The following is a 25380-nucleotide window of genomic DNA, read 5'->3' on the forward strand; positions in this document are numbered from 1 at the left end:
GAACCCGTGGCTTTCTGGCGTCGAGGAGGCGCCCATGCCGCAATGCCGCCAGGACTCCCCCGTTCGTCCGCCCCGTCCACACCTTCCGCCGGCCCGTTGCAGCGTCTGCGCAACCAGGCCGGCGCGCAGGTCCGCGCCCTGACGCGCAGCAATTCCGGGCTGACGCTCGACTACGACAACCCACCCGGAGACCCCGGCCTGTTCGGGCCGGACGCGGTCTGCTGGCGCGTCCATTCCGATTTCCCGGCGATGCTGGCCGGGGGTGTCAGCGCGCTGCTGCTGCAGGCGCTCCATCCGCTGGCATTGGCGGGCGTCTGGGACCACTCCACGTTTCGCACCGACATGCAGGGCCGGCTCGGGCGAACGGCGCAGTTCATCGCGGGCACCACGTATGGCAGCCATGCCGACGCCATGGCGCTGATCGAGCGCGTGCGCCGCATCCATGCCTGCATCAAGGGCACCGCGCCCGATGGCCAGCCCTACGCCGCCGACGACCCGGCGCTGCTGACGTGGGTACACGTGGCCGAAGTGTCGAGCTTTCTGACGGGATACCTGCGCTATGTCGGGCCGCTCTCCGCAGCCGAGCAGGATCGTTACTTCGAGGAGGAAGCCAGGGTCGCCGCGCTGCTTGGCGCGCCGGACGTGCCGCGTTCCCGCGCGGAGATCGACGCATATCTGGAGGCGCAGCGGCCGCTGCTGGTCAATAGCGAGCGCACCCGCGAAGTCGTTCAACTGGTAATGACGATGCCGGTGGCCAATCCGCTGCTGATACCGGCGGTACGGACCATGGCCGATGCGGGTGTGGCGCTGCTGCCGCCCTGGGCGCGCCAGATGCTCGGCCTGCACCGGCCATCGCTGCGCCGCTCGCTGGCATTGACCGGAATGCGCGCGCTGGCGCCCACGTTGCGCTGGGCGCTTGGCCCAGGGCTGGCGGCGCGCGCGCGGCGACGCGTGGCCAGCACGGGCTGACGGCGTTATTCCGCGGCGGCTGCCGATGCCGCCCCGGCCGGGCTGCCGCGCAGCGTCTTCTCCTTGAGCCGCATGACGAAGAACGGCGCGATCAACGACACGCCCGCGCTCATCAGGAACAGCAGGCGGAACGCATGCTCCGCCGCCTCGCGCACCGTGGCAGCGTCGCCCTGATCCCCCGCATCCATGGCCCGTCGGAACATGCTCATCAGCACATCCTCGCCACCATGCAGGTCACTGACCGCCATGCCGCTATGGCGTAGCAGCGCGATCAGCACCGTGGTCAGCACCGCCACGCCCACCGCGCCGCCAAGCAGGCGCGAGAACGCGGTCAGCGCGGTGGCGATGCCAACCTGCTGCGGTGGCACCGAGTTCTGCGTGGCCACCAGCCCGCTCGGCAGTTGCAGGCCGATTGACAGGCCCAGGACGATCATCACCAGCGCGGCCGGCACCACCGCCTGCGGCGGCACAAAGGCCAGCCCGACGATGGCAATCGGCGCCACCAGACAGCCAGTCAGTTGCAGCGGCTTGTAACGCCCGCTCCACGACATCAGCCGGCCCGACGCATAGGCGCCGAACGGAATGGCCAGCGTCAGCGGCACCAGCCGCAGCGCGGCGGTGTCGGCCCCCGCGCCACCCACGACCTGGAAGCGCAGCGGCAGCAGCACCGACATCGCGATCAACTGGAAGAAGCACAGGAACAGCGTCAGGCAGCAGATCGCGACGGTCGGCACGGCGAGCATCTTCAGCGGAATCACCGGGTCGATGGCACGCCGCTCCTGCCAGACGAATAGCACCAGACCGATCACCCCGGCAGCCAGCAGACCGATCGTCTGCGGCTCCATCGGCGAGTGGCCTTGCCCCATCCGCGTCAGGAACACCAGCACGCCAGACAGGCCGCCGCCAAACAGCAGCGCGCCGAGGTAGTCGATGCGATGCTTGCGTCCGCTGACCGGCAGATGCCGCAGCGCCCGGCGCACCACGACCAGCGCGATCAGCCCCAGCGGAATGTTGATCCAGAAAATCCAGCGCCATGAGAGGAAATGCGCAAGGTAGCCGCCAATCACGGGCCCGGCCATGCTGGCCACGGCCCAGACGCCGCTGACGTAGCCCTGGTACTTGCCGCGTTCACGCAGCGGCACCACGTCGGCGATCGTTGCCTGCGATACCGAGATCAGGCCGCCACCGCCAAGGCCCTGCAGAATGCGCGCGACGATCAGCATCGGCATCGTCGTGGCCATCGCGCAGGCGATCGACGCCAGCACGAACAGCACGATCGAGAACGTCAGCACGGAGCGGCGCCCGAGCACGTCGGACAGCTTGCCGTAGATCGGCGTGACCACGGTGGACGCCACCAGATAGGCGGAGATCACCCACGCCATGTCCTCGAAACCGTTGAGCTGCAAGGCGATCTCGGGCAGGACCACGGCCACGATCGATTGTTCGAGGGCACCCAGCATGATGGCCAGCATCAGGCCGAAGATGACCTGCATCACGGGCACGTCTGGGGGGGAATGCGGGGCGGAGGGCGCTTGTGGAGCGGACATGGAGGAGCCTGCACGGCAGGCATTGGCCGGACGGCCTGCCTGCTCTTGTTGGTCAAGAAGAGCCGCCATTTTATGCGAGCGCTTCAAACCGTGCTTGTCGGCTTGCTTTCAGCCCGGTGGCGCGTGCTCGCCCCATCACCCGCCACCACATCGAAACCGCGCGGCTAGGTGCCCTCGGGCTGCTGGCTGCACTCCCACACCGTCTGGCGCAGCCAGCGATGCGCGGGATCGGCCCTGCGCCGCGCGTGCCAGGCCTGCTGGAACGGCACCGGCGCCAACGCGATCGGCGGCGCGAACGCCCGCAGCGCGCGATTTGGCGCCGCGGCAACCGCGCGGGTCGCGACGGTCAGGATCAGGTCGGTGCCGGGCACGAGATCGAGCGCAGCGCCCCAATGGGGCAGCACCAGGGCCACATGCCGCTGCATGCCAGCCTCGGCCAGGGCGAGATCGATCTCACTGGGCGCGTCGGGACGCATCGCCACCAGCACATGCGGCCGCGCCAACCAGTCCTCCGCCGATAGCGGCCCCCGCCGAGGCAGCGTGGTCCGGTCCGCCACGCTCGTGTAGTGGTCTTCGAACAGCGTAGCCACCTCGATATCGCTGGGCAGCCGTGGAAAGACACCGATCGCCAGATCGGTCTCCCCATCGGCAAGCTGCGCGAGCATCGCCTCGCGGCCAGCCTGGATCACGGCGAGGTCGATGCCGGGCGCCTCGCGGCGCAGCCGCCGCATCAGCGCGGGCAACACGCTGCGCGCGCCATAGTCGGACAAGGCCAGCCGGAAGCAGCGGCGCGCATGGGCGGCGTCGAACGTGGATTCGCCCACCAGTCCGTTCAATTGACCCAGTGCATCGTCCAGCGGGCCCAGCAAATCGCGCGCGCGTGCGGTGAGCGTCAGGCCGTTTTCGCGACGCACCAGCAGCGGGTCGTCGAAGATATCGCGCAACTGGGCCAGCGCGTGGCTGACGGCCGGCTGACTCTTGTGCAGCCGCACGGCGGCACGCGTCACATGCTGCTCGGTCAGCAAGGCGTGCAATGTCAGCAACAGGTTCAGGTCGATACGGCGCAGGTCATCCATGCGGCGAATGTCTCATGTATGGATTGCGAATTTCCATTGCGGCGGCGGCGCGTGCAACATGCCCGACAACAGATTGCATTCGAATCGGAGAAATTATCATGACCTCGCCGCTTGCCGCATCCGCTGGCTCGCTCTGGATGCCATTGGGCGTCGCGCTTCTGGCCGGCGCGATGATCCCATTCCAGGCCGGCAGCAACGCCACGCTGGGCCGCGCGCTCGGGCACCCGCTCTGGGCCACCGTCGTCTCGCTCGTGATCAGCCTGGTTGCCGTCGTGCCCGTGCTGCTGGCACTGCGCGCATCGGCGCCCAATCTCGCTGCGGCCGCGCAGGGACCGTGGTGGCAATGGATCGGCGGGCTGTTCGGCGTGATCTACATCACCGCGGCGCTGTGGCTGGCGCCGCGCGTGGGCGCCGCGAACTTCATCGTCGGCGCCGTGGCCGGCCAGTTGCTGGCGTCGATGCTGGTCGATCATTTCGGACTGGTGGGCCTGCCTGCCCGGCCCGTCACGCTGGCGCGCCTGGCCGGCGTGGTGCTGGTCCTGGCGGGCATCTGCGTCATGCAATGGCAGCCGGCGCGAGCCACGAGCAACGCATTAAGCGAGCGGAATCTCAGGGGACAGTCAGATCAGCCAAGGCATCTCGGATCAGCGTGATGCCGGGCCAGGCCCCCATCTCCGCCATTGTGATGAATACCGTGCGCCCCACCGGGAACGAAAAATCATGGCGTACCGGGTGCACCATTCCCAGTTGCGCATAGTGCGCCACGGCGCTTTCCGGTGCGACGGTCAAGAGATCGCTGCTTGCCACCACACTCAGATTCGTGTGGAACGAGAACGACTCGACCTTGGGATGGGGCGGCACCAGCCCTGCGGACAGAAAGGTGTCGTCGAACACCTGGCGCGTATAGGCCTCGCGTGACGCCACGATCCAACCCTGTTCGCGCAGTTCCGCCAACCCGACGTTGCGCCTGCGGCGCAGTGGGTGGTCCTGTGCGCACGCAATGGCGAGCGGCTCCTGCCACAGCGGCGTGACCGCCAGCTTGCTTGCAGACTGCTTATCCAGCTCCACGCCGATTCGGCCAATCACGCAGTCGACATCGCCACGGCTCAACATTCGGAGCAGCCCGCCCACCGTCGATTCACGCACGACGAGTCTTGGGCAGTCTGGCCGCGCAGCCATTGCCGCCAGCAATCTCGGCAGGATCACCACGCCAACCAGCGGGAGTACGCCAAGCCGCACCACGGGAGCGGGGGGTGCTTCCGCCGCCGACTGAGCCGCCACCGCCAGCGCGCTGAGCGCGATACGCAGACGGTCCAGTGCGACCAGTCCCGCAGGGGAAAGTGCTGCGCCGCGCGTGGTACGCGCGACCAGTTCCACCCCGAAGGCAGATTCCAGCTCCTGCAACATCTTGGTTGCGGCAGGCTGGCTGAGCGCCAGTTGTGCGGCCGCCGTCGTCAACGAGCCATGCTCGGCCACGAGTTCCAGAAAGCGTAGATGCCGGATGCGCAAGCGATCCAGCCGCTGCGCGCGCGCTGGCCTGTACAGGCCCATACCGTGTTGCTCAGGCAATACCCGGGTCATAACAAAACGTGATGACGCAATCAAGACATCATAATTTACAGGAAAGAATCCGGCTCGCACAATGCTGTCAAACAAGCTCACCTGAGCAAGAGGAGACAAAATGCGGCGAATCGCAAGGCGACTGGCATGGCTACCTGGCCTGGCAGTGGCGATCGGCACAACAGGGGTGGCAAGCGTGGCAGCAGCCTCGGCGGAAACCGGATATCCCACGCGGCCCGTGCACTTGATCGTTCCCTACGCCGCAGGTGGCGGCCCGGACATCCAGGCCCGCAAGCTGGCCGAAGTCGTCTCGCGCGACCTGGGACAACCGGTCATTGTGGAGAACAAGGTTGGCGCAGGAGGCATTCTTGCCGCTGAGTTCGTCGCCAAGCAGCCGGCTGACGGCTACACGCTGATGATCGGCGCCTCCACGCATCTGGTGCAGAAACTGATGCAGCCGTCGGTCAGGTTCGACCCTGCCAGGGATTTCACCCACATCATCCGTACCGGCTTCAGCCCACAGGTCATGCTGGTGAGGAGCAACTCGCCCTACCAGTCCGTGGCCGATCTTGTCGCTGCCGCGCGCAAGTCGCCGGGCAAGCTCAACTATGCGTCGGGGGGCATCGGCAGCGCCGCCCATCTGTCGGGCGCGGCATTGGCAAGCGCCGCGGCGATCGACCTGGTCCATGTGCCCTACAAGGGCTCGGTCGAGATCGTTCCCGCGCTGATCCGGGGCGATGCAACACTTGGCTTCCCGATTGCATCGACCGCGATCCCGCAGATCGAGAACGGCAAGGTGCGTGCATTGGCGGTTACCTCCGCATCCCGCTTGCCCGGCTTGCCCCAGGTGCCAACCCTGAACGAGGCGTTGGGCCGGAACGACCTGGCGCTGGATTCATGGTTCGGCATCTGGGCGCCCGCCGGCGTGCCAAAGCCCGTGGTTGCACGCCTGCAGGCTGCTGTGATCAAGGCCCTGAATGATCCGGGCACACGCGACATGTTCCAGAAGGCGGGTTCGGTGATCGACCCCACACCGAGCCAGGAAGCCTTTGACCGATTCGTTGCCGACGAGATGGTCAAGTACCGCCGGATCATCGAATCGAACCATATTTCGCTGCAATGAGGCCACCCATGACCACCGAAAACCTCTCGTTCTCCCCCCTTGCCGGCGTCCGGGTACTGGACTTCTCGCATGTCATCGCGGGCCCGTTGGCAACGTTCTACCTGTCACAGCTCGGGGCCGATGTGCTGAAGATGGAGAACGCCAATGGCGGCGATGTCATGCGCAGGACCGAGACTGGCCGAAAGGGCTTTCTTGCGCTCAATGCGGGCAAGGACTGTCGTGATATCGACCTGGGCTCCGAAGCGGGCCGCGCCGACGCTCTCGCCCTGGCGGCCACGTGCGATGTCGTCGTCGACAACCTGCGCCCCGGCGTGCTGGAACGATTCGGCCTCGGCTTCGAAGCGGTGCGGGCGGTGAATCCGCGCGTGGTGTATTGCTCGATTTCGGGCTTTGGTCGCGGCAGTGCCGACTGGTCGGGCCGCCCCGCATACGACCATGTCATTCAGGCGGCCACAGGCATGACCTTTCTGGCGGGCAACGAGAACGACCCGCCGATCAAGACCGGATTCCCTGTCGTCGACGCTGCAACGGGTATGCAGGCTGCGCTCTCCATTCTGGCCGGTCTGCGCGAGCGCGATCGCTGCGGCTGCGCCATTCAGCTCGACATCTCCATGACCGGCGCAGCGATGCAGCTCATGTATGGCTTTGCCTGCGAGGCATTGACGGATGGCACGTCGCCCTCTCGCGTGGGCAACCGGGGCTACTCGGGCAGTCCGACGGCGGACTTCTTCCCCACGACCGACGGCTGGATTGCACTCGGCGCCAACACCCCACGCCAGTTGCTGCGCCTTCTCGAAGTCCTGGAACTGTCCGAGCTTGCCGCCGACCCGACCTACTTTGCCGAACCACTGGACGCGGAGTCCCCCACCACCTTCGTGCGCTCACGCGACCCCGCCGCCCTGAAAACGATCATCGCGCAACGCCTGCAAATGCTGCGCGCTGACGAACTCGAGGAGCGCCTGGCCACGCGCGGGGTACCCGCAGCGAAGGTACGCAAGCTGGGCGAGTTTGCCGAAGCGGCGCTAGGTCACGGCCGCATATCGACTGTCACACTGCGCGATGGCGACACCGAAGTCATGTCGCCGGGCCTGGGCTTCGGCGCCCGGCGACATCCGGGCTAATTCGGGTCAATCCGCGCTAACGCTGATCGCCCCGCACCGGCGCGCGCTCAGAACGTTTCCCAATCGCCGCTATCGGCCGTCGCGGGCACCGGTGCGGCCGATGGCCTCGCCTTTGCCACGGGCCGACGGCTCGACGGCGTGGCCAGTACGGGTTCCTTGCGCTGATGGGTGACCGGCTGGCGGGCCTTGGCTGGCGTGGCTGGCTGGCGCGCCAGTACCGGGGCCGCCGAGGTCTTGCGAACCACGGGCGGTCGCACGGCGGCAGGCACTGCGGGCGCGCGCAATGGGCGTGATGGCTGCACCGGGCGCTGCGGGGCAGCGGCGGCCGTCTGGGTCGATGCCGTCTGGGGCGATGCCTTCTGGGGCGATACCTTCTGAGGCAATGCCTTCGCAGGCGATACCTTCTGCGGCGATGGCCTCGGCGCCAAGGGCTTCGGCGCAGCTGCAGGCAAGCGTGGCGCCGGCTGAACCGGCTGCGCAACGACTGCCACTGGCCCCGGCACGCGCTGCACTTCGCGCTGCTGTTGCTGGCCCAGATCGAAGCGCGCGACTTCCGTCACCAGCCCGCCGGCCTGCTGCATCAGGCTTTCGGCGGCCGCACTGGCTTCTTCCACCAGCGCGGCATTCTGCTGCGTCACGGTTTCCATCTGCGCAATCGCCAGGCCCACCTGCTCGATGCCAGCGCTCTGCTCCTCGCTGGCGGCGGTGATCTCGCCCATGATGTCCGTAACGCGGCGCACCGCGCCGACGATGTCATCCATCGTCTTGCCGGCCACTTCGACCTGGCGCGCGCCTTCCTTTACCTGCCGCACGGAGCCGTTGATCAGATCGCCAATTTCCTTGGCCGCCGACGACGAACGCTGCGCCAGGCTGCGCACCTCGGCCGCCACAACGCTGAAGCCGCGACCTTGCTCGCCGGCACGCGCCGCTTCCACGGCCGCGTTCAACGCAAGAATGTTGGTCTGGAATGCGATGCCTTCGATGACGCCAATGATCTCGGCCACGCGCGCCGAGGACTGGGTAATGCCGTCCATCGTATCCACCACGCTGCGCACCACACGGCCGCCTTCGGTGGCGACATCTGATGCGTTCGCGGCAAGCTGGTTGGCTTGTCGCGCGTTCTCGGCGTTCTGGCGCACGGTGGACGTCAACTGCTCCATCGACGCGGCAGTCTGCTCCAGCGATGCCGCTTGCTGCTCGGTACGGCGGGACAGATCGGTATTGCCACTGGAGATCTCGCGCGCGGCGGTATCGATCGAGCCGGCCGCGTGCTGGATGCCGCGAACCAGCGTGCCAAGCTGGCCAAAGGCGCGCTCAAGCGCGCCGAGCATCCGGCCCATCTCGTCCTGGCTGCGTACTTCGATGGCGTGCGCAAGCTGGCCCTGCTCCAGCGCCTCGGCAGCGTCAAGCGCCTGCCGGGCCGGACGCGTCACCGAGCGTGTCATGCCGATACCGAGCAGCGCGGCAATGATCGCCGCCAGGGCCGCCATGCCGATCAGAAGGTTACGCGTAAAAGCGTAGCGCGCTGTTGCATCCTCCACCGCCTCCACGGCCAGCTTCTGGCCAAGCTGGGCGATCACGTCCAGCTTGTCGAAGTACGCGGCCTGCGATGACGGCAGCGTGGCAGTCAGCCCGGCGCGGGCGCCATCGTATTCCCCTGCGCCCAGCTGGCGCATGACCAGGTCGAGCTGGCCGTCGTAGGTGGCGCGTGCCTGCGTCAGTTGTTCGAACACGGCTTTCCATTCCGCGTTGCCCGACGCCGCCAGGGTCTTGCCAATCGGTTCGAGCGTCGCGTCGATTTCCTCGCGGAACCGGGCGATCTTCGCCGCGTTCGCGGTGACCAGCGCGGCATCCTCGGTCAATGCCGCATCGCGCACCATCAGACCGATCGTCAGCACGTGCGCCTTGGCGTGATTCAGGTCGATCACCCGCAGCAGCCGCTTCTCCACCGCCATGTGCATGGCATCGTTCATGCTGCCCAGCGCCGACACCCCAACCGCGGCAACCGCGGCGAGCAGCAGCACCACGAGACTGAAAGCAAAGGTCAGCCGCGCCCCGATCCCCATTTTTCGCAAGCCCATCACTTCGTACCTTTCTCTTGTGATCCGATTGTTCGTACGAGCGATATCCGCCCGAAACCGGGCATCGCACGGCCTCCTATCGGCGGCATCGCGGACGGACTTGAGCACGAAAACGAATTGAGGGGGAAATCAGCAGGTATTCGGTGGATTGACTGCACAACAAATGGCATCTAATCCATCTGCGCAATGCGCACCGGCATCGGAGACCAGACACACGGCGTCAGACCATCGTCGGCCCGACCAGCCAGTGCGAAAAAAAAGCCTACGCGCGGGGTGCTCGTAGGCTTTCCAGGACTGCTCTGAAGGACCGGCTGTACCCGGTCCAGCGCTCGAATATAAACCCGCTTACATGAGGTGTAAATCGCGCTTCTATCAGGGATTCCCCTGATGGCGGGTGTAATCCGAAGATCACTTGATGGCTTCGCAGTAGCGCAAAAGTCACGTGCGGGCTCTTCGTCAGATATCGGCAATTCCCCGCAAAGCATTAGCTGGCGCGGGTTGGCGGCATCTGGACGGGCGTTCCGATGGCAGCGCACCGCAAGTGCTTGCCACAACTCACTCCACGCGACAACATCACAAATAGAGTAATGACTCTAGCCGAAGACAAGCAGCCGCTCAGTCAATGCTTGTAAAACTTTGTTACTCTCCCCGTCTGAAGTATTTCCCTTCTCTCCTGGCAGCGCCGATTGGACGTGGTGGCCGGGCAGCGCCCCCGATATTCGCGAATCGTCTGCCCGCCGCAGTCATGCTGGCCAGTTCCTGCGCCACCTCCGGCTCCGAGAGCGAATGTTTCAAAGCGCCCCACGATCTGAGCGCACAAAACGTCACCCATAGTGCGTTACAGATCAAATCATGTGGTCATCGGACCGTTGTCAGCCGCCAGATCCCTCGCGGGTTCTTCCGGAGAAGTTGTGAAGAAGGAAAAAAAGGCTCCAAGACCCAGCCGGAAACTGCAGCACCTGCATTACGCAGCCCACGGCGCAAGCCGCAACGCAGTCATCGTCCATCTGTCGAACGGCACGAGGTTGACCGGTGTCGTCCTGGCATCGGACAACTATATGGTCCTGCTCGGGCAAAGCGCAGAAGACCCCACCCCCACGCTGATCTACAAGCGCGCGATTACCGTCGTGACGCCCGCCCACGCGCCCGAAACGGCGTCGGTGCTGCTCGACGCCGAAACGTCGCCGGACTTCGTGCGCCTTTACACCCCGCGCACGCGCAAGGGCCGCTGAGAGACGCAGCAAGTCGTGACGCCCTTCTATATAGATGCGGGCCCACGACCACGCGAACGCCCGGTCAAGTTGCGCGCGCAACCCCCGCAAAGATCACTCTAAAGTCTCCCCGAGCCCGGTCGATAACCTTTGCAACGGAGGCACTCTACGCCCTGCAACGCAGGCAGCCAACGTTACGGCACCCGCCGGAATGCCTAAAACATTGCAAATAGGAGTCGTACCATGGCGCAAGTCATTAATACCAACTCGTTGTCTCTGATGACTCAGAACAACATGAACACCTCGCAATCGGCACTGAATACCGCTATTCAGCGCCTGTCGTCGGGCCTGCGCATCAACAGCGCAAAGGACGACGCCGCCGGCCTGGCAATTGCGAGCCGCTTCACGTCGAACATCAACGGCCTGACCGTTGCCCAGCGTAACGCCAACGACGGCATCTCGCTGGCGCAAACGACGGAAGGCGCGCTGACCGAAGTCACGAACAACCTGCAACGTATCCGTGACCTGTCGGTGCAAGCCGCCAGCGGCACGAACTCGTCGTCCGACCTGAAGTCGATCCAGGACGAAATCACGCAGCGTATGTCGGAAATCGACCGCCTGTCGGCCCAGACCGACTTCAACGGCGTGAAGGTGCTGTCGTCGAGCGCCAAGAGCGTGAACATCCAGGTTGGCGCGCAAGACGGCCAGACCATCGCCGTGAACCTGCAAGAAATCAGCACGAAGACCCTGGGTCTGACCAGCTTCAACGTGAACGGCCCGGTCGCCAACGGCGCCGCCACGTTTGATGGCGCGACCAACATGGTTGGTGTGGCTGACGCCAGCACCGCCGACTTCCAGAAGGCCTTCGGCTCCACGACCAACGTGACGACCTCGACCGTGTCGGAAAAGGCCGCCGGTACGCTGGCCACCACGCTGGGCATTGCTGCCGGTAGCGTGGCGGTTGGCGCCAACGCCGTGGTCGACAAGAACGGCAACTGGTTCGCTCAGGTCGCGATCACCCCGGCCAGCCAGACCGAAGCCCAGGCCCTGAAGAACCAAGGCATGAACGGCGCAGTCAGCGGCACGACGATGTACACGTACGTTGCGCTGGACCCGGCTACGGCCGACACGACGACGACCGCTGGCACCGCTGCCTTCTCGTTCGACACGAGCAAGGTCACGGCCGCCAACCTGACGGCTGGCGCCTCGTCCAGCCCGCTGGCGACGGTCGACTCCGCCCTGCAAACGGTGAACAGCCTGCGCAGCTCGCTGGGTGCTATCCAGAACCGTCTGGATTCGACGATCTCGAACCTGGGCACGACCATCACCAACCTGTCGTCGTCGCGCTCGCGCATTCAGGATGCTGACTACGCAACGGAAGTGTCGAACATGACCCGCGCGAACATCCTGCAACAAGCTGGTACCTCGGTGCTGGCTCAAGCGAACCAGACCACGCAAGGCGTGCTGTCGCTGCTGCGTTAATCGCAACGCGTAAGCAGGAAGGCCGGACCTCGTGTCCGGCTTTCTTGCGCCCGGAGTATTTTCCCAGGGCTTCGGCTCTGGGAAAACATTTCGAGATGACCGAGTCAGGACAATCATGGCAACCCAAGCTGCTCCATCGTCGGGCGTAGTGCAAGCGGCAGTCGGCGTGTCCCTGCCGCAGCCCGGCCTGCGTACGTCCGCCACGCCTGCGGATGCATCACAAGCACCGGCAGCCGCCACGCCGGCCGCACCGGCGCCTGACCATCCGGCGGCGCGCCCCAGCACGGATGCGGCAGTCAGGAAACTGACCGAGGCCCTGCGCGCTGCATCGGTCAGCGTCCAGTTTGAAATCGACCGCGAGACCAACCGCGTCGTGACCAAGATCGTCGACAAGGCCAACGGCGAAATCATCCGACAGATTCCCACAGAGGAAGTCGTGCGTATCGCCGACGCGCTGGCCCAGTTGCAAGGGCTGTTCGTCAACCAGACCGCCTGACATCGGCGCAGCTCCAACCAGAAGCCCCCTGGAAAACAAGAAATGACTACGATCTCCAACCTCGGCGTCGGCTCCGGTCTCGACCTGAGCAGCCTGCTCGATCAGCTCACCACGGCTGAACAGGCACCGCTCACCGCGATCAAGACCCAGCAGAGCAGCTACCAGACCAAACTGTCCGCGTACGGGCAGTTGCAGAGCATGCTCGCGGCGTTCCAGGCATCGGCCAACCAGTTGTCGAACCCCACGTTCTTCCAGGCCACCACGGCAAGCGCAAGCAACACCTCGGTACTGAGCGCTACTGGTAGTGCCACTGCGGCACCAGGCACCTACTCGGTCAACGTCACGCAACTGGCGCAGTCGCAGTCGGTGGTTTCCACCGGGCAGGCATCGCAGACTGCCGCCGTCGGCACCGGCACGATCCATATTGATTTCGGTGCGATCACGGGTGGCACGCTGGACAACAACCCGGCCAGCCCGACCTACGGCAAGTACACCGGCGCCACCTTCACGGCCAACAGCGGCTCCACCGGCGTCGACATCACGATCGACAGCAGCAACAACACGCTGCAGGGCGTTCGTGACGCGATCAACAAGTCCAATGCCGGGGTGACCGCCAGTATCATCAATGATGGATCGGGCACGCCGTACCGGCTGGTCATCAACTCGAACGCAACGGGCGCCACGAACAGCGTGCGCCTGTCCGTGAACGAGAACGATGGCGGCACGGCGCTTTCGGATCTCGTAGCCTACGATCCAGCCGGCACGCAGAACATGACCCAGACCGTGGCCGCGCAGGATGCCAAACTGACGGTCAACAATATCGCCATCCAGAGCAAGAGCAACGCCGTCACCGACGCGGTGCCGGGCGTCACGCTCAATCTGAACCAGACCGGCACGAGCAACGTGGCGGTGCAGCGCGACAACAGTTCCATCGTCACCGGTCTGCAAGCCTTCGTCGCGGCTTACAACAATCTCCAGAACACCGCTGCCTCGCTGTCAGCCTACGACCCGAGCACCAAGACCGGCTCTCCGCTGACGGGCGATTCCACGTTGAGCATCATCCAGTCCCAGATGCGCAGCGTGATGAACACGCCGCAGACAGGCAACGCGCTCACCACGCTGTCACAGATCGGCATCTCGTTCCAGAACGACGGCACGCTTGCTCTCGACACCACCAAGTTGACCTCGGCGCTGAACAACAACCCAGGCGCGGTTGCGGGGCTGTTTGGCAACGCCAACGGCGTGAGCGGCTACGGCAACCAGATCAGCACACTGGTCAAGAACCTGACCAGCAGCAACGGCGCGCTGACGACGGCCACGGCCGGCATCAACAACACGCTCAAGGATCTGAGCAATCAGTACGATGAAACGCAGACCCGCATCGATGCGGTCATCGCCAATTACAAGACGCAGTTCACGCAGCTCGACGTCATCATGTCGCAGATGCAGAACACCAGTTCGTACCTGACGCAGCAGTTCAGCGCCATGAACGGCACAAGCAGTAGCAAGAAGTAACGTCAGCCAACAGCAGGAGTCCACATGTTCGCGCGCCGCAATGCCGTCAATGCCTACGCCCAGGTGGGTGTCGAAACCGGAGCCATGAGTGCCAGTCCGCACCAGCTGATCGTCATGCTCTACGACGGCGCACGCGCGGCCATCGCACGTGCCAAGTTCCACCTGGCGGCCGGCGACGTCGCAGCCAAGGGCAACGCCATCTCGAAGTCGATCGACATCATCGACAATGGCCTGCGCGCTGTGCTCGACCACAATGCCGGCGGCGACGTTGCCGCGGACCTGGAACGGCTGTACGACTACATGTCGCGCCAGCTCATGCTGGCCAACCTGCGCAATGACGAAGCGCTGCTCGACCAGGTCGACAGCCTGCTGCAGGACCTCTCCAGCGCCTGGGCGCAGATCGGCAATCCAGCCGCCAACGGCACGCTGGCCGCACAGCCGATCGCTGCCAACTCGTGACTACCTTCCGGAACTGAGACGATGTACTCCAACATGCCTGCCACCCCGTCGGTCATCCAGATCTACGAGGAACTCGTCCTGCTCTCGGAGCAGATGCTCGAAGCCGCCCGCCATGGCAATTGGGACGCAATGACCGAAGTCCAGCGCGTTTACGTGGCTCAGGTGGAAGCACTCCGCGGCAAGGACACGCACCCGCCCGCGACGCTTCAGGAACGTATGCAGCGCCAGGCCCTGCTGGCCAAGCTGCTGGCTCACGACGCCGCGATCCGCGATCTGGTGATGCCGCAATTGCAACGCCTCGGGGAACTGCTCGGCAACGCCCGCCGCCGCCGCGACGTCAACGAGGCCTACGGCGTTTCCGCCTGAGAGATACGTTCACAGGGCGCCCGGCGTGGCGCCAATGCGGGCCTTGAGCTCACGCATCCGTAACGCCCCATGTCACGGCCCGTTCCATGTCGATTCCGATTCATTCCCAGCCTGACGCTGGCCAGCTCGCACGTAACGATCTGCTGACACAGCGCACGGCGCTGGCGGTCGACAAGCTGGCCGCGCTGATGCCGGTCCAGGACACGAACGAGACCAGTTCGCGTGACACCAGCACCGATCTCGGCACCGCTGGCCGCGTGCCCGGTGCGCGGCCCGGCGAAGCATCGGCCGGCAATACCGCCGGCGCCGTCGTCACTTCGACGCGCGAAACGCTGAGCTTCGCAGCGCGCACGATCCTCGACCTGTTCGCGAATGCCGACGAGGCCGCCGCCGCGCTGAAGTCGGCCTCACCACTCGCCACGCGCACGGAAATGCAATCCGCGCCGCTGCTGGCCACCAAGCTTGCCAGCCTGCTCGACCAGAGTGGCATGTTCTATGAAGCGCATCTCGCCGAATGGGTGAGCGGTGCGCGTACGCTCAAGGACATCGCGCGCGAGCCCCAGGCCGTGCTGGCACGAGCCACCGCCAACGGCGCCAACCCGCCACCTCCCGATGAGCCGCTGCGTCAGTTGCTGGCGTTGCCCTATTCCCCTCGGGCCGCCGATGCGGCGCGTGCGGCGATGCTTGCAGCGGTGGGCCTTCCCGATGCCCCTGATGGCGACGCCACCGGCCGGGCAGGAAACGCCGCACACGGCGCAGGCACTGCCAACGGAACGGGCAGCGCAGGCGGCATGGCCGCGAATCGGGCCGCCGATGTTTCATCATTCGGCCGCCACCCGCCTGTCACCCGCACCATCACCGTCGGCGATCCGATTCCCGCGCCCGACGGCGCGCGCACGCAATCACTGCAGGCCGCCCAGTCATATGCCAGCGTTGCCGACGCGGGCAATGCGCCACGCGCGTCTCTGCTGGCCACGCACGCGTCGACATCCGAACCGCCCGCCGCACCGCCCCCAGCGCAAGGCCAGATCGTGCACCCGGCGACGGAGGGCCTGATGCGCCAGCAACTCGAACTGCTGGCCGCCCAGCAGTTCCGCTGGCAGGGCGAAGCCTGGTCCGGCACACAGATGTCGTGGGAAGTGTCGCCGACTCCCGTTGACGAGGATGGATCCGGCACGCAGCACCAGGCGCGGAGCTGGACCACACGGCTGGTCGTGCAGATGCCTGGCATGGGCACGGTCGAAGCCAGCCTGACGCTATCGCCGTCGATGCTGGACGTGCGAGTCAATGCACCGCTGGATGACACTGCCGCAAGGCTTCATGCGGCCATTCCCGATCTGCACGGGCGTCTGGCGGCCAGCGGCTTCGTGGTGGGCCAGATTACGGCACGCACCGATACGGCACCAACGGCAGCGGGAGTCCCGTCATGAGCGACACGTCGCGCGGCGCCGCGGTGGCGCTGTCATATGAAGAAGGTGAGAAGGCCCCACGCGTGGTGGCCAAGGGCTACGGCGTCACGGCCGAATCGATCATCGCGCGCGCCCAGGAAGCCGGAGTCTATGTCCACAATTCTCCGGCGCTGGTCAACCTGCTGATGCAGGTGGACATGGACTCCCAGATTCCCCCCCAGCTCTATCTGGCGGTGGCCCAATTGCTGGCGTGGCTGCATCAGATCGAGCACGAGACGGGGCAATCCTCGGCCAAGTAATAAGCGCCATTGCCGCAATAGCCCGGAAAACAGGCCTTTCTTCGGCGTCTTGCAGTGCCTTGCCATTTCGTATGATGCAAAGCGCATAGCAGACCAACCGACATCACCGCATGACACAGTCAACCATTCGCACCAAGCCATTCCTGGAATCCCTCAAATGGGGCTGGTTCGACTTCGAGGACTATCTGTTCGAGAAGCGGTATGGACTCGATCTGGGCGGCGTAGTCCCGGTCAAGGACCTGATGGACGACACCAGCCTCCCGATCGCACATGCGTCCACCTACCATGCCGTGTGGTGTCGCAACCTCCGCGAGTTGTTCCGGGAGGCGCGGCGCACTGGGCATCGTTTCGACAATTTCGTGGACATCGGTTCGGGGAAGGGCAAAGCCTGCTTCTACGCGCACACGCGGCAGCCGTTCCGAAATATCGTGGGCGTGGAGTTTTCCAGCACCCTGATCGACGTCTCCAGCCGCAACCAACGCCGGTTCGGTGCCGACAACATCTCGTTCGTCAATGCCGATGCCACAGGATTCAGTCTCCCATCTGGCAACAACATCGTTTTCATGTTCAATCCGTTCGACGACGTGATCCTCGAACGCTTCGTCAGGCATAACCTCGATCACTTCCGCCAGCATCGCTCCGTCATTGCCTATGCCAACGACGTGCAGCGCATGACACTGGTACGTTTCGGGTTCGAAACCATCTACCGGAATCAGGAACGGAAGATTTCGCTGTACCGCCTGCCGTAGCAGACGGTCAGGGACCCCATCAGCGTTGGGAAAGTAGCTCGCGCACGGCGGCACCAACGCGCGCCACGTCGTCCCGCTCGAGATTGAGACCCGATGGCAGGTTCACGCCATGCGCGCCCAGCCGGTAAGCCACCATATTGCATTCGCGTGCCATCGAAGCTGGCTGCGTTTGCGCATACGCTTCCAGACTGCTTAACGGACTGAAGAAAGGTCGGCAATCAATCCCCTCGCCGGCGAGACGACGGATGACTTCGGCTTTTCCGCCCAGTCGATCCGGCAGAATTGCCGTCGTCATCCAGTAGCTGCTACGTACGCCTTCGGCTTCGTGGTTCAGCATGACCTCTTCGCAATCGCCCAGCTCCTCGCGATACCAGCCGAAAATCACCCGTTTGCGCGCCACGAGCTCCTCGATGCGCTCCGTTTGAGCCAGGCCAAGCGCGGCCTGCATGCTGCTCATCTTGTACTTGTAGCCCACCTCGCGATTCATGAACATGGTGTCACCAGGCGCACGTCCGTGATCGCGCAGCACGAGCACCCGCTGGTGGATGGCATCGTCATCGGTGATCAGCATCCCGCCTTCCCCGGTGGTCAGGGTTTTCGAACCATGGAAGCTGAACGTCCCGGTTGCGCCGAAGGTTCCGGCTGGTCGACCGTGGGACCAGGTTCCGGCCGCCTCGGCCGCATCCTCGATCACTGCCAGATCATGCCGGCGTGCGATGGCCTGCAATGCAGCGTAGTCGGGCACGTTGCCGTACAGGTCCACCGGGATCATGGCGCGGGTACGCGGCGTTACATATGCCTCTACCGATTCCGCCGACAGACACCAGCTCTGCGGGTCGATATCCGCAAACACCGCCGTCGCCCCCACATACTGGATCGGTGCCGCGCTGGCGATCCACGTGGAATCCGGGACGATGACTTCGTCGCCGGGTCCGATGCCGAGCGCGAGCAAGGAAAGATGCAGCGCCGAGGTGCAGGATGGCAAGGCCACGGCATGCCTGACGCCGTGATATTCGGCGAAGGCGCGCTCGAAGCGCTCGTGGTACACGTTGGCGTTGGCGTACCAGGCATTGGTCACAGCGTCGGTGACGTATGCGATTTCCTTCTCGCTGATGGAGGGCCCCGAGACAGGGATACGTTTCATGGCAGTGTGACCTCCAGTGCGGGCGTTAGGATGGCATCGGCTGATACAGCCTCTGCGCTTGCGGCTTGCCAGGACACCGTGCGGGAGCAAATGTACTGCGCACCCTCGCGACCACAGTTGGCGACGAGATCGAGCGCGCTGACGTAGGGCGTGAACGCGCCGTGGCGCTGCGGATAGGCACGCAGTTGATAGTCCATATACTCGACCACCACGCCGGCGCGCTCGAAGCGCTCGTGGTCCAGGTAGTGCCTCGCCCCGTGTCCGGTGACATAACGGCTGGCACCAAAATGCCCGCACAGCGCCAGCAACCTGCCGCTGCTCTCCCCGCCAACGCCGAGCGCCGACGCGTCCAGGAATTGCCGTCCGGCATCGAGCCCGAAGTAATGCGCCAGCGCCATGACAGACGCGCGCGACAGCGCCGCCAGCGTCGTCGCGTTCTGCGAGAAGACCGCATCGACCAGCGCCAGCATGTCATCCAGATGCGGCGTGCCCAGGTACGCCTGGCGCAGCACATCGCGATGCCGGCTGCGCCAGTCGGTGTTGTCGTCGATCTTGAGGTCAGAGATCAGGCTGTGGCGATGGCGGTCGCGTAGCGGCACGGTCAACCAGCGCACGCCATCGCGGGTCTTGACCTGAACGCGGTTGATGAAGCCGCGCGCGAACTGCACGTCGTCATAGAAGACGTAGGTGTCGCACAGGCGAATCTGCTCGAGCATGCCGACCCAGGGGAAGTACATCGGCTGGGACACCACGAGCGTGCCCGTGGTGTCCATGGAGCCTGTATGCGGCGCCGTACTCATGATGGCAGTCTCCGGATCTCCGGCACCGCCACAGCAAAGGTCCCTCCCCACTCCGCAACGCGGTGGTTCTGCGCCACCACTTCATCGGCAATGTTCCATGGCAGGATCAGCACGGTATCGGGCCTGCGGGCATCGAGTTCTGACGGCGCGCAGATGGGAATATGGCTGCCGGGCAGGAATTTTCCCTGCTTGGAGGCGGCTGCGTCGCAGACAAACGGCAGCAGGTCGGGCCGCACGCCCGCGTAGTTGAGCAATGTATTGCCCTTGGCGGCAGCGCCGTACGCGGCCACCCGACGGCCGGCCCGCTTCTCTTCGAGCAGGAACGCCAGCAGGCCATCCTTGACAGCATCGGCACGGGCCTGGAACGCGAGATAGATGTCCAGGCTGCGCAAGCCGAATGTCTCCTCTTCCTCGATCAACCCGGCCACCGAGGGCAACATTACGCGAGCGTCATCGTCATGGCAGCCATAGACACGCAGACTGCCGCCGTGCGTGCTCAGCCGCTCCACGTCGAACACGCGCAGCCCCGCCTGCGCGAAGATGCGTGACACCGTGTACAGCGACAGATACGAAAAATGCTCGTGATAGACCGTGTCGAACTGGGTCTGCTCGATCAGCCGCATCAGATGCGGGAATTCCAGCGTGATGGTGCCACCCGGCTTCAACGCGACCTTCAGGCCGCGCGTGAAATCGTTGATGTCCGGCACATGGGCATAGACGTTATTGCCCGCGATCAGGTCGGCACGCTTGCCCTGCGCGACCAGCCGTCGCGCCAGCGCTTCGCCGAAGAACTCGCGCAGCGTCGGCACGCCGATCGCCTGGGCGGCATCTGCGGTGCTCGTCGTCGGCTCGATGCCCAGGCACGGAATGCCGCCAGCCACAAAGTTCCGCAGCAGGTAACCGTCATTGGAGGCTACCTCGATCACGAGGCTGTCAGGTCCCAGCGACAGCCGCCGCGTGATGTCGGCCGCATAGCACGCCGCGTGCTCGAGCCACGTCCGCGATGTGGACGAGAAATATGCGTAGTCGGGCCGGAAGAGCGCGTCGGCCTGCGCGTAGTCTTCAGTCTGGACCAGCCAGCAGGTATCGCAGACAAAGAGCTTGAGCGGGAAATGCGTTTCCGGCGCACTCAGTTCGGCGTGATCCAGATAGGCATTGGACGGCGGCGCGAAGCCGAGATCCAGAAACACGTGCCGAAGTTCGGCGTTGCAGTGTCGGCAGTTCATGGCACGATGCCGGCAAAGCCGGCACTGAGAAGTGGGTGGGAGGCATCGCGGGCGGAGAGTTCCCCCACCGGCAGCGGCCATTGGATGCCAAGCATGGGGTCGTCATGACGCAGGCCACGTTCGGCCTGCGGCGCGTAGGCTGCGGTATGGAGGTACATCAGTTCGCTGTCCGGTTCCAGTACCTGGAACCCGTGCGCGCAGCCCTCCGGAATCACCATCATGCGGGCATTCTCCGCACTTAGCTCTTCCGCATGCCACCACAGGAATGTTGGCGATCCCGCGCGCAGGTCCACCATGACGTCCCATACGCGGCCGGCCAGGCAGCGCACAAGCTTCATCTCCGCATGTGGCGCCAACTGGAAATGAAGCCCGCGCAACGCGCCGACCTCGCGCGTATGCGAATGATTGGCCTGCACGATCCGGCGATCGCCCAGCACGGGCGCCAGCGCGTCCGCGCAGAACAGCCGGGCGAACGCGCCGCGCTGATCTTCGATCCGCCGGGTGTCTACGATCGCCGCGCCGGCGATGGGCAGCGGTGTAACGATCATGGCGTTGCCCAGCACACGCCGGCAGCCGCGGCGGCGATCATGTAGTCCTCGATCTGGCGGCGCGTGATGCTTGCCATGCCATCCTGCGAAGTCCGGTACCAGCCCGCCGTGGCCGCCAGCGCCTGCTCGAGCTGCCACACCGGCTGCCAGCCAAGCTCACTGCGTGCCCGCGCGCTATCGAGATACAGCAGGTTCGCCTCGTGCGGGCGCGGCGTGGCACTCACATGCCATTCGAGCGCCGGCCAGTGGCAGCGCATCATGCCGAGCACGGCCTCGACCGTCCGGTTGTCATGCGCGGACGGGCCGAAGTTCCAGGCATCGGCGCACGCCGCATCGCCCTGCAACAGCCGCTGTCCTAGCAGCAGATACCCGGACAGGCAGTCGAGCACGTGCTGCCACGGACGTGTCGCGCCCGGTGAACGGATCTCCAGCGATTCCCCACGCGAGGTCGCACGCACGAGATCTGGAATCAACCGGTCCTCGGACCAGTCCCCACCGCCGATCACGTTGCCGGCACGCGCCGTGGCCAGGAATGGTGCGTCCGGTTGCGCGAAGAAACTCTGCCGATAGCTGGTGGCCACCAGCTCCGATGCCGCCTTCGACGCGGCATAAGGATCGTGTCCGCCAAGCCGGTCGGACTCGCGGTATCCCCATGACCACTCGCGGTTCGCGTAGACCTTGTCGGTGGTCACCACGACCACTGCGCGCACACCGGGGATGCGACGGCAGGCGTCGAGCACATTGGCGGTGCCCATCACATTGGTCGACCAGCTTTCCAGCGGATCGCGATACGAGCGGCGCACCAGTGGCTGTGCCGCCAGGTGAAACACAATCTCTGGATTGCCGCGCGTGAGCGCGGCATCGACGGTTCGCGACTCGCGTACGTCGCCACGCAGATCGATGCAACGCTCCGCATGGGTCAGGTCCAGTTCGCCCCAGAGACTCGGCGTGGTGGCCGGGTCCAGCGCAACACCGGTCACCTCGGCACCAAGCAGATGGAGCCACTGCGCGAGCCAGCTACCCTTGAATCCGGTGTGCCCGGTCACGAGCACGCGGCGTCTCCGGTAGATATCACCGAAGTGCGTCACTTCCAGACCTTCCATGGCGGATTGCCCGACGCCCAGAGCTGTTCCAGCAGATTTTTGTCGCGCAGCGTATCCATGGCCTGCCAGAAGCCACGATGCGAAAACGCCTGAAGATCGCCCCGCCGCGCGAGCTGGATCATCGGCTCGGCTTCCCACGCGGTGCCGTCCCCGTCGATCAGGTCGATCACCGACGGCTCCAGCACGAAGTAGCCACCATTGATCCAGGCACCGTCGCCTGCGGGCTTCTCCTGGAAATTGCGCACTTCCGATCCATGCATGTCGAGCGCGCCATAGCGGCCCGGTGGCTGGATCGCCGTCACGGTGGCGGGCTTGCCGTGGCTGAGGTGAAAGTCGAGCAACGCGCGTATGTTGACGTCCGATACCCCATCGCCATAGGTAAAGCAGAACGGCTCGTTGTCGAGGTACTCGCGCACGCGCTTGAGACGGCCGCCGGTAATCGTGTACTCGCCCGTATCCACCAGCGTGACGCGCCACGGCTCCACGTGCCGTTGCAGCACTTCCATGCGGTTGTTCTTCATGTCGAAGCTCACGTCCGACATGTGCAGGAAGTAGTTGGCGAAGTACTCCTTGATGATGTAGCCCTTGTAGCCCAGGCAGATCACGAAGTCATTGATGCCGTAGTGCGAGTACGTCTTCATGATGTGCCAGAGAATCGGCTTGCCGCCGATCTCGATCATCGGCTTTGGGCGCAGGTGCGACTCCTCGGAGATGCGCGTGCCGAGGCCGCCAGCCAGGATGACAGCCTTCATGCCGCCACCTCGTCGGCCTGCTCCGCACGGGCGGGCACGCCCGTGATCTCGTGGATCGTGGGAACCGGCATCGCCTCGACAACCGCCGCATCCAGGCCGAACGATTCCTGCAGGAAAGCCGCAAGCGCCGACTTGTCCTGCCCAAGTTCGTCCAGGCGCGCCAGCAGCAGGCGGTAGAGTGGCAGCGAGTACTTGCGCAGCATGGCACTGTCGATCAGCAGGTCCAGCGCGCCAGCCTTGTCGCCTTGCTGATAGAGCAGCTCGGACAATGCATAAGCCACCAGCCAGTGCTTGCTCCACTTTGCGGAGACGTTCTCCAGCAGGTTCGCCAGAGCGTCCGTGTCGTACGTAGCCATGATACCGACCAGCGACGTGGCGATTTCCTCCATCGAGATCCACCGGCCGCCGAAGAACAAGCCCTCACCATCGGGCCGCGCAATCTGGCCGGGCGTGCGATACGCGGACACCCATTTGGCCATTTCTTCCTCCAGCCAGCGGCACAGCCCGGCAGCATCGGACAGCGCGCTGCCTTCGAACCGCGTCCGGATCGACATGCGCAGCGCGTCAAGCTGCGCGACGTCCGATGCCAGGGCCACCGCGGTCTCGATGTATTGATCGTCCGTCGTGCAGATCAGCCCGGGCAAGCCGATGGTATTGAGGAACGACGCCGATATGCGCTCATGGAAGGCCTGGCCGGCGATCGTGACAAGGGGCACGCCCATCCAAAGGGCATCACATGCATTGGCGCCCGCAGTCAATGGCGCGGTGTCGAGCAGTACGTCGATACGGTGATAGAGCACGTACTGGTTCTTGCCCTCGCGCGGCACACAGATGACGCGCTCCGCAGCAATCCCCGCAGCCGCCATGCGCTCGAGCAACGGTACGCGCACGGCGTCGTTGTCGAGACCCGAGCACTCCACCAGCAGCCGGCTGCCAGGGCAGCGTGCCAGCACGCCACTCCAGAGCCTGAGCGTGCGCGCGCTGATCTTTGCCAGGTTGATGCAGCAACCGAACGTGATGTGACCGTTCTCCAGCGCGGGCGTCGGCCGCACCCGGTATGCGGCCGCATAAGCATCAAGCGGACGCGCAACGAGCGGAAAGTACGAGGCAATCGCCGGGGCATGCAACAGTTCTTCCGTACAGAACGCCTCATTGCCCTCGGGGTCGGCCATCGCCTCGGTGAGGCGGTAGTCCATGCCGGGCATGCCGGTGGTGCCGGGGTATCCGATCCATGTCAGTTGCTTCATGGCAAGACCATGCGCCATGTAGGTCAGCGGGGTATTGCGCGTGTATCCGCCGAGGTCGAACAGTACGTCGAGCTGGTCAGCCCGCACGATGTCCACAACCTCTTTCACGGTCTTGCCGGCCAGCTCGACAAAGTGTCCGGCAAAGTAACGGACCTTCTCCGTGATGTTGTCCGCGTGCCCGTTTAGCGAGTAGACAAAGACTTCGACACGGGTGTGATCCAGGTTTGCGAGGAATGGAATGACAAAATAGGCGCAAGCGTGGCTCATCAGGTCGTTGGACATAAGCCCCAGCCTGATACGGCCATTGTCCGCAGACGGATGCAGTGCCCTGGCACCGCGCTTTGCCGGCATCATCAGTTGCGCGCAACGCTCGGCTTCATGTCGAAGATCCAAGCCGGTGGTGTTCTCGTCGAACAACATCGTGAACAGCAGGTTGAAGCGCAGCAGAAGCTGATCCGGTGCAATGGCAATCGCCTCGCGCAGCGCGCCAACGGCCTCGCCAACCTTGCCGGTCTCCTTCATGGCGTTGGCGTACGCGGTCAGCGTGCTCACTTCCTTCGGCGCCAGTGCGCGCCCGCGCAGTGCGGCGTCACGTGCGCCTGGATAGTCTTGCAGGCCATAGAGCACGCTTGACCAGGTGGCCCACGCCTGCCACATCGGCGGGTTCTGGGCAATCACCGGCTCGAGTGCCGCACGCGCTTGCGGGTAGCGGCCGATCGTCATGAGGGTCTCGCCCATGACCACGCGCAGTTCGATGTCCTCGGGAAACCGCGCGAGCCCCTGCTCGCTCAGCCGCAGCGCTTCATTGCGATTGCCAAGTCTCAGACAGCTTACGGCGCGCAGGAAGTACGCCCGCGGCGAATCGCTACCATGCTTGTCGGCACGCTCCGCATTGCGAATGCACTCGTCATACTGGTGCGCCTTGAAACTCGCTTCCGCCTTGGCAAGGGAGTTGGATGCCTTCACGGCATGATAGCTGTCGTGCATGATTTGGGTCGATCGCCGGTGCCGCGCGACATTTCGCGCGCGCGCTCCTGATTGGAGTCTGCGCAGATTACTGCCGCGCCGCCCATCCCCATCCGGCAAACTTCGGCGAA

At 64.8% G+C, this 25380-nt stretch carries 24 protein-coding genes; 13 read left to right on the plus strand and 11 right to left on the minus strand.

Annotation, left to right across the window (positions count from 1 at the left end):
• The first annotated feature begins 42 nt into the window (after nucleotides 1–42).
• Nucleotides 43–969 carry an oxygenase MpaB family protein gene (locus B2246_RS14005; protein ID WP_286882322.1) on the plus strand — a complete coding sequence of 309 codons (927 nt, stop codon included), beginning with the start codon at nucleotides 43–45 and terminating at the stop codon, nucleotides 967–969.
• Nucleotides 970–974: 5 nt separating this feature from the next.
• Here B2246_RS14005 and B2246_RS14010 read toward each other — a convergent pair whose 3' ends face one another.
• Nucleotides 975–2516 carry an MDR family MFS transporter gene (locus B2246_RS14010; protein WP_286882323.1) on the minus strand — a complete coding sequence of 514 codons (1542 nt, stop codon included), beginning with the start codon at nucleotides 2514–2516 and terminating at the stop codon, nucleotides 975–977.
• 164 nt (nucleotides 2517–2680) lie between these two features.
• Nucleotides 2681–3592, minus strand: coding sequence for a LysR family transcriptional regulator (locus tag B2246_RS14015; protein WP_035884076.1), 912 nt, complete (start codon nucleotides 3590–3592; stop codon nucleotides 2681–2683).
• Between the two features lie 98 nt (nucleotides 3593–3690).
• On the opposite strand from B2246_RS14015, the gene B2246_RS14020 reads away from it, so the two are divergent.
• Complete coding sequence (locus B2246_RS14020) at nucleotides 3691–4245, plus strand: DMT family transporter (RefSeq protein ID WP_286882325.1); 555 nt, start codon at nucleotides 3691–3693, stop codon at nucleotides 4243–4245.
• On the opposite strand, the gene B2246_RS14025 is transcribed toward B2246_RS14020, so the two are convergent.
• Nucleotides 4202–5143 (minus strand): LysR family transcriptional regulator, encoded by a 942-nt coding sequence (locus B2246_RS14025; RefSeq protein WP_008646697.1) that lies wholly within the window; start codon nucleotides 5141–5143, stop codon nucleotides 4202–4204. The two genes, B2246_RS14020 and B2246_RS14025, sit on opposite strands and share 44 nt — an antisense overlap.
• A gap of 130 nt (nucleotides 5144–5273) precedes the next feature.
• Here B2246_RS14025 and B2246_RS14030 point away from each other — a divergent pair, with 130 nt between their 5' ends.
• Nucleotides 5274–6275 carry a tripartite tricarboxylate transporter substrate binding protein gene (locus B2246_RS14030; protein WP_008646695.1) on the plus strand — a complete coding sequence of 334 codons (1002 nt, stop codon included), beginning with the start codon at nucleotides 5274–5276 and terminating at the stop codon, nucleotides 6273–6275.
• An 8-nt stretch (nucleotides 6276–6283) separates the two neighbouring features.
• Entirely contained in the window at nucleotides 6284–7396 is a 1113-nt protein-coding gene (locus B2246_RS14035) for a CoA transferase (RefSeq protein ID WP_024570037.1), read from the plus strand.
• Nucleotides 7397–7443: 47 nt separating this feature from the next.
• Here B2246_RS14035 and B2246_RS14040 read toward each other — a convergent pair whose 3' ends face one another.
• Nucleotides 7444–9477 carry a methyl-accepting chemotaxis protein gene (locus B2246_RS14040; RefSeq protein WP_286882326.1) on the minus strand — a complete coding sequence of 678 codons (2034 nt, stop codon included), beginning with the start codon at nucleotides 9475–9477 and terminating at the stop codon, nucleotides 7444–7446.
• A 911-nt stretch (nucleotides 9478–10388) separates the two neighbouring features.
• Between B2246_RS14040 and B2246_RS14045 the strand changes: the two genes are divergently transcribed.
• The 9 genes from B2246_RS14045 (at nucleotide 10389) to B2246_RS14085 (ending at nucleotide 17463) form a co-directional block, all read left to right on the plus strand.
• On the plus strand, nucleotides 10389–10709 hold the full coding sequence (locus B2246_RS14045) for an RNA chaperone Hfq (protein ID WP_286882327.1): 321 nt from the start codon (nucleotides 10389–10391) through the stop codon (nucleotides 10707–10709).
• 222 nt (nucleotides 10710–10931) lie between these two features.
• The gene (locus B2246_RS14050; RefSeq protein WP_008646678.1) at nucleotides 10932–12170 is read left to right on the plus strand and encodes a flagellin FliC; all 1239 of its coding nucleotides are present in this window, start codon (nucleotides 10932–10934) and stop codon (nucleotides 12168–12170) included.
• 115 nt (nucleotides 12171–12285) lie between these two features.
• Nucleotides 12286–12666, plus strand: coding sequence for a flagellar protein FlaG (locus B2246_RS14055; RefSeq protein WP_286882328.1), 381 nt, complete (start codon nucleotides 12286–12288; stop codon nucleotides 12664–12666).
• Nucleotides 12667–12708: 42 nt separating this feature from the next.
• Nucleotides 12709–14181 (plus strand): flagellar filament capping protein FliD, encoded by a 1473-nt coding sequence (fliD, locus tag B2246_RS14060; RefSeq protein ID WP_008646676.1) that lies wholly within the window; start codon nucleotides 12709–12711, stop codon nucleotides 14179–14181.
• Nucleotides 14182–14205: 24 nt separating this feature from the next.
• Nucleotides 14206–14640 (plus strand): flagellar export chaperone FliS, encoded by a 435-nt coding sequence (fliS, locus tag B2246_RS14065; protein ID WP_008646675.1) that lies wholly within the window; start codon nucleotides 14206–14208, stop codon nucleotides 14638–14640.
• Between the two features lie 21 nt (nucleotides 14641–14661).
• Nucleotides 14662–15006, plus strand: coding sequence for a flagellar protein FliT (locus B2246_RS14070; protein ID WP_008646672.1), 345 nt, complete (start codon nucleotides 14662–14664; stop codon nucleotides 15004–15006).
• Nucleotides 15007–15092: 86 nt separating this feature from the next.
• A complete protein-coding gene (locus tag B2246_RS14075) occupies nucleotides 15093–16436 on the plus strand; it encodes a flagellar hook-length control protein FliK (protein WP_035884080.1) in 1344 nt (447 codons plus the stop codon).
• Nucleotides 16433–16714, plus strand: a complete 282-nt coding sequence (locus tag B2246_RS14080) for an EscU/YscU/HrcU family type III secretion system export apparatus switch protein (protein ID WP_008646668.1) — start codon at nucleotides 16433–16435, stop codon at nucleotides 16712–16714. The genes B2246_RS14075 and B2246_RS14080 overlap by 4 nt, the downstream gene beginning before the upstream one ends.
• Nucleotides 16715–16824: 110 nt before the next feature.
• Nucleotides 16825–17463 (plus strand): methyltransferase domain-containing protein, encoded by a 639-nt coding sequence (locus B2246_RS14085; RefSeq protein ID WP_286882329.1) that lies wholly within the window; start codon nucleotides 16825–16827, stop codon nucleotides 17461–17463.
• A gap of 19 nt (nucleotides 17464–17482) precedes the next feature.
• Here B2246_RS14085 and B2246_RS14090 read toward each other — a convergent pair whose 3' ends face one another.
• From B2246_RS14090 to B2246_RS14120, 7 genes are read right to left on the minus strand one after another with little or no spacing between them, the layout of a single operon-like run.
• Nucleotides 17483–18607, minus strand: a complete 1125-nt coding sequence (locus tag B2246_RS14090) for a DegT/DnrJ/EryC1/StrS family aminotransferase (RefSeq protein WP_008646665.1) — start codon at nucleotides 18605–18607, stop codon at nucleotides 17483–17485.
• Nucleotides 18604–19407 carry a WbqC family protein gene (locus B2246_RS14095; protein ID WP_008646662.1) on the minus strand — a complete coding sequence of 268 codons (804 nt, stop codon included), beginning with the start codon at nucleotides 19405–19407 and terminating at the stop codon, nucleotides 18604–18606. Before B2246_RS14095 ends, B2246_RS14090 begins: the two co-directional genes overlap by 4 nt.
• Nucleotides 19404–20633, minus strand: coding sequence for a class I SAM-dependent methyltransferase (locus B2246_RS14100; RefSeq protein WP_286882331.1), 1230 nt, complete (start codon nucleotides 20631–20633; stop codon nucleotides 19404–19406). The genes B2246_RS14095 and B2246_RS14100 overlap by 4 nt, the downstream gene beginning before the upstream one ends.
• Nucleotides 20630–21181 (minus strand): dTDP-4-dehydrorhamnose 3,5-epimerase family protein, encoded by a 552-nt coding sequence (locus B2246_RS14105; RefSeq protein ID WP_035884166.1) that lies wholly within the window; start codon nucleotides 21179–21181, stop codon nucleotides 20630–20632. Before B2246_RS14105 ends, B2246_RS14100 begins: the two co-directional genes overlap by 4 nt.
• Nucleotides 21178–22284, minus strand: coding sequence for a CDP-glucose 4,6-dehydratase (gene rfbG, locus B2246_RS14110; protein ID WP_286882333.1), 1107 nt, complete (start codon nucleotides 22282–22284; stop codon nucleotides 21178–21180). The genes B2246_RS14105 and rfbG overlap by 4 nt, the downstream gene beginning before the upstream one ends.
• Nucleotides 22266–23036, minus strand: a complete 771-nt coding sequence (gene rfbF / locus B2246_RS14115) for a glucose-1-phosphate cytidylyltransferase (protein WP_008646656.1) — start codon at nucleotides 23034–23036, stop codon at nucleotides 22266–22268. Before rfbF ends, rfbG begins: the two co-directional genes overlap by 19 nt.
• The gene (locus B2246_RS14120; RefSeq protein WP_035884085.1) at nucleotides 23033–25270 is read right to left on the minus strand and encodes a tetratricopeptide repeat protein; all 2238 of its coding nucleotides are present in this window, start codon (nucleotides 25268–25270) and stop codon (nucleotides 23033–23035) included. The genes rfbF and B2246_RS14120 overlap by 4 nt, the downstream gene beginning before the upstream one ends.
• Nucleotides 25271–25380: the final 110 nt, after the last annotated feature.

This window comes from Cupriavidus sp. UBA2010, assembly GCF_002335265.1.
In the GTDB taxonomy this organism is placed as follows: Bacteria; Pseudomonadota; Gammaproteobacteria; order Burkholderiales; family Burkholderiaceae; genus Cupriavidus; species Cupriavidus metallidurans.

What these genes read in the sequence shown, in the direction of transcription:
- B2246_RS14095 (WP_008646662.1), bottom strand. Translation starts at nt 19,407, where the DNA reads ATGAGTACGGCGCCGCATACAGGCTCCATGGACACCACGGGCACGCTC.
- B2246_RS14070 (WP_008646672.1), top strand. Translation starts at nt 14,662, where the DNA reads ATGTACTCCAACATGCCTGCCACCCCGTCGGTCATCCAGATCTACGAG.
- B2246_RS14010 (WP_286882323.1), bottom strand. Translation starts at nt 2,516, where the DNA reads ATGTCCGCTCCACAAGCGCCCTCCGCCCCGCATTCCCCCCCAGACGTG.
- B2246_RS14025 (WP_008646697.1), bottom strand. Translation starts at nt 5,143, where the DNA reads ATGGGCCTGTACAGGCCAGCGCGCGCGCAGCGGCTGGATCGCTTGCGC.
- B2246_RS14100 (WP_286882331.1), bottom strand. Translation starts at nt 20,633, where the DNA reads ATGAACTGCCGACACTGCAACGCCGAACTTCGGCACGTGTTTCTGGAT.
- B2246_RS14020 (WP_286882325.1), top strand. Translation starts at nt 3,691, where the DNA reads ATGACCTCGCCGCTTGCCGCATCCGCTGGCTCGCTCTGGATGCCATTG.
- B2246_RS14075 (WP_035884080.1), top strand. Translation starts at nt 15,093, where the DNA reads ATGTCGATTCCGATTCATTCCCAGCCTGACGCTGGCCAGCTCGCACGT.
- B2246_RS14015 (WP_035884076.1), bottom strand. Translation starts at nt 3,592, where the DNA reads ATGGATGACCTGCGCCGTATCGACCTGAACCTGTTGCTGACATTGCAC.
- B2246_RS14090 (WP_008646665.1), bottom strand. Translation starts at nt 18,607, where the DNA reads ATGAAACGTATCCCTGTCTCGGGGCCCTCCATCAGCGAGAAGGAAATC.
- B2246_RS14055 (WP_286882328.1), top strand. Translation starts at nt 12,286, where the DNA reads ATGGCAACCCAAGCTGCTCCATCGTCGGGCGTAGTGCAAGCGGCAGTC.
- rfbF (WP_008646656.1), bottom strand. Translation starts at nt 23,036, where the DNA reads ATGAAGGCTGTCATCCTGGCTGGCGGCCTCGGCACGCGCATCTCCGAG.
- B2246_RS14105 (WP_035884166.1), bottom strand. Translation starts at nt 21,181, where the DNA reads ATGATCGTTACACCGCTGCCCATCGCCGGCGCGGCGATCGTAGACACC.
- fliD (WP_008646676.1), top strand. Translation starts at nt 12,709, where the DNA reads ATGACTACGATCTCCAACCTCGGCGTCGGCTCCGGTCTCGACCTGAGC.
- B2246_RS14040 (WP_286882326.1), bottom strand. Translation starts at nt 9,477, where the DNA reads ATGGGCTTGCGAAAAATGGGGATCGGGGCGCGGCTGACCTTTGCTTTC.
- B2246_RS14080 (WP_008646668.1), top strand. Translation starts at nt 16,433, where the DNA reads ATGAGCGACACGTCGCGCGGCGCCGCGGTGGCGCTGTCATATGAAGAA.
- B2246_RS14035 (WP_024570037.1), top strand. Translation starts at nt 6,284, where the DNA reads ATGACCACCGAAAACCTCTCGTTCTCCCCCCTTGCCGGCGTCCGGGTA.
- B2246_RS14005 (WP_286882322.1), top strand. Translation starts at nt 43, where the DNA reads ATGCCGCCAGGACTCCCCCGTTCGTCCGCCCCGTCCACACCTTCCGCC.
- B2246_RS14085 (WP_286882329.1), top strand. Translation starts at nt 16,825, where the DNA reads ATGACACAGTCAACCATTCGCACCAAGCCATTCCTGGAATCCCTCAAA.
- B2246_RS14030 (WP_008646695.1), top strand. Translation starts at nt 5,274, where the DNA reads ATGCGGCGAATCGCAAGGCGACTGGCATGGCTACCTGGCCTGGCAGTG.
- fliS (WP_008646675.1), top strand. Translation starts at nt 14,206, where the DNA reads ATGTTCGCGCGCCGCAATGCCGTCAATGCCTACGCCCAGGTGGGTGTC.
- B2246_RS14050 (WP_008646678.1), top strand. Translation starts at nt 10,932, where the DNA reads ATGGCGCAAGTCATTAATACCAACTCGTTGTCTCTGATGACTCAGAAC.
- B2246_RS14120 (WP_035884085.1), bottom strand. Translation starts at nt 25,270, where the DNA reads ATGCACGACAGCTATCATGCCGTGAAGGCATCCAACTCCCTTGCCAAG.
- rfbG (WP_286882333.1), bottom strand. Translation starts at nt 22,284, where the DNA reads ATGGAAGGTCTGGAAGTGACGCACTTCGGTGATATCTACCGGAGACGC.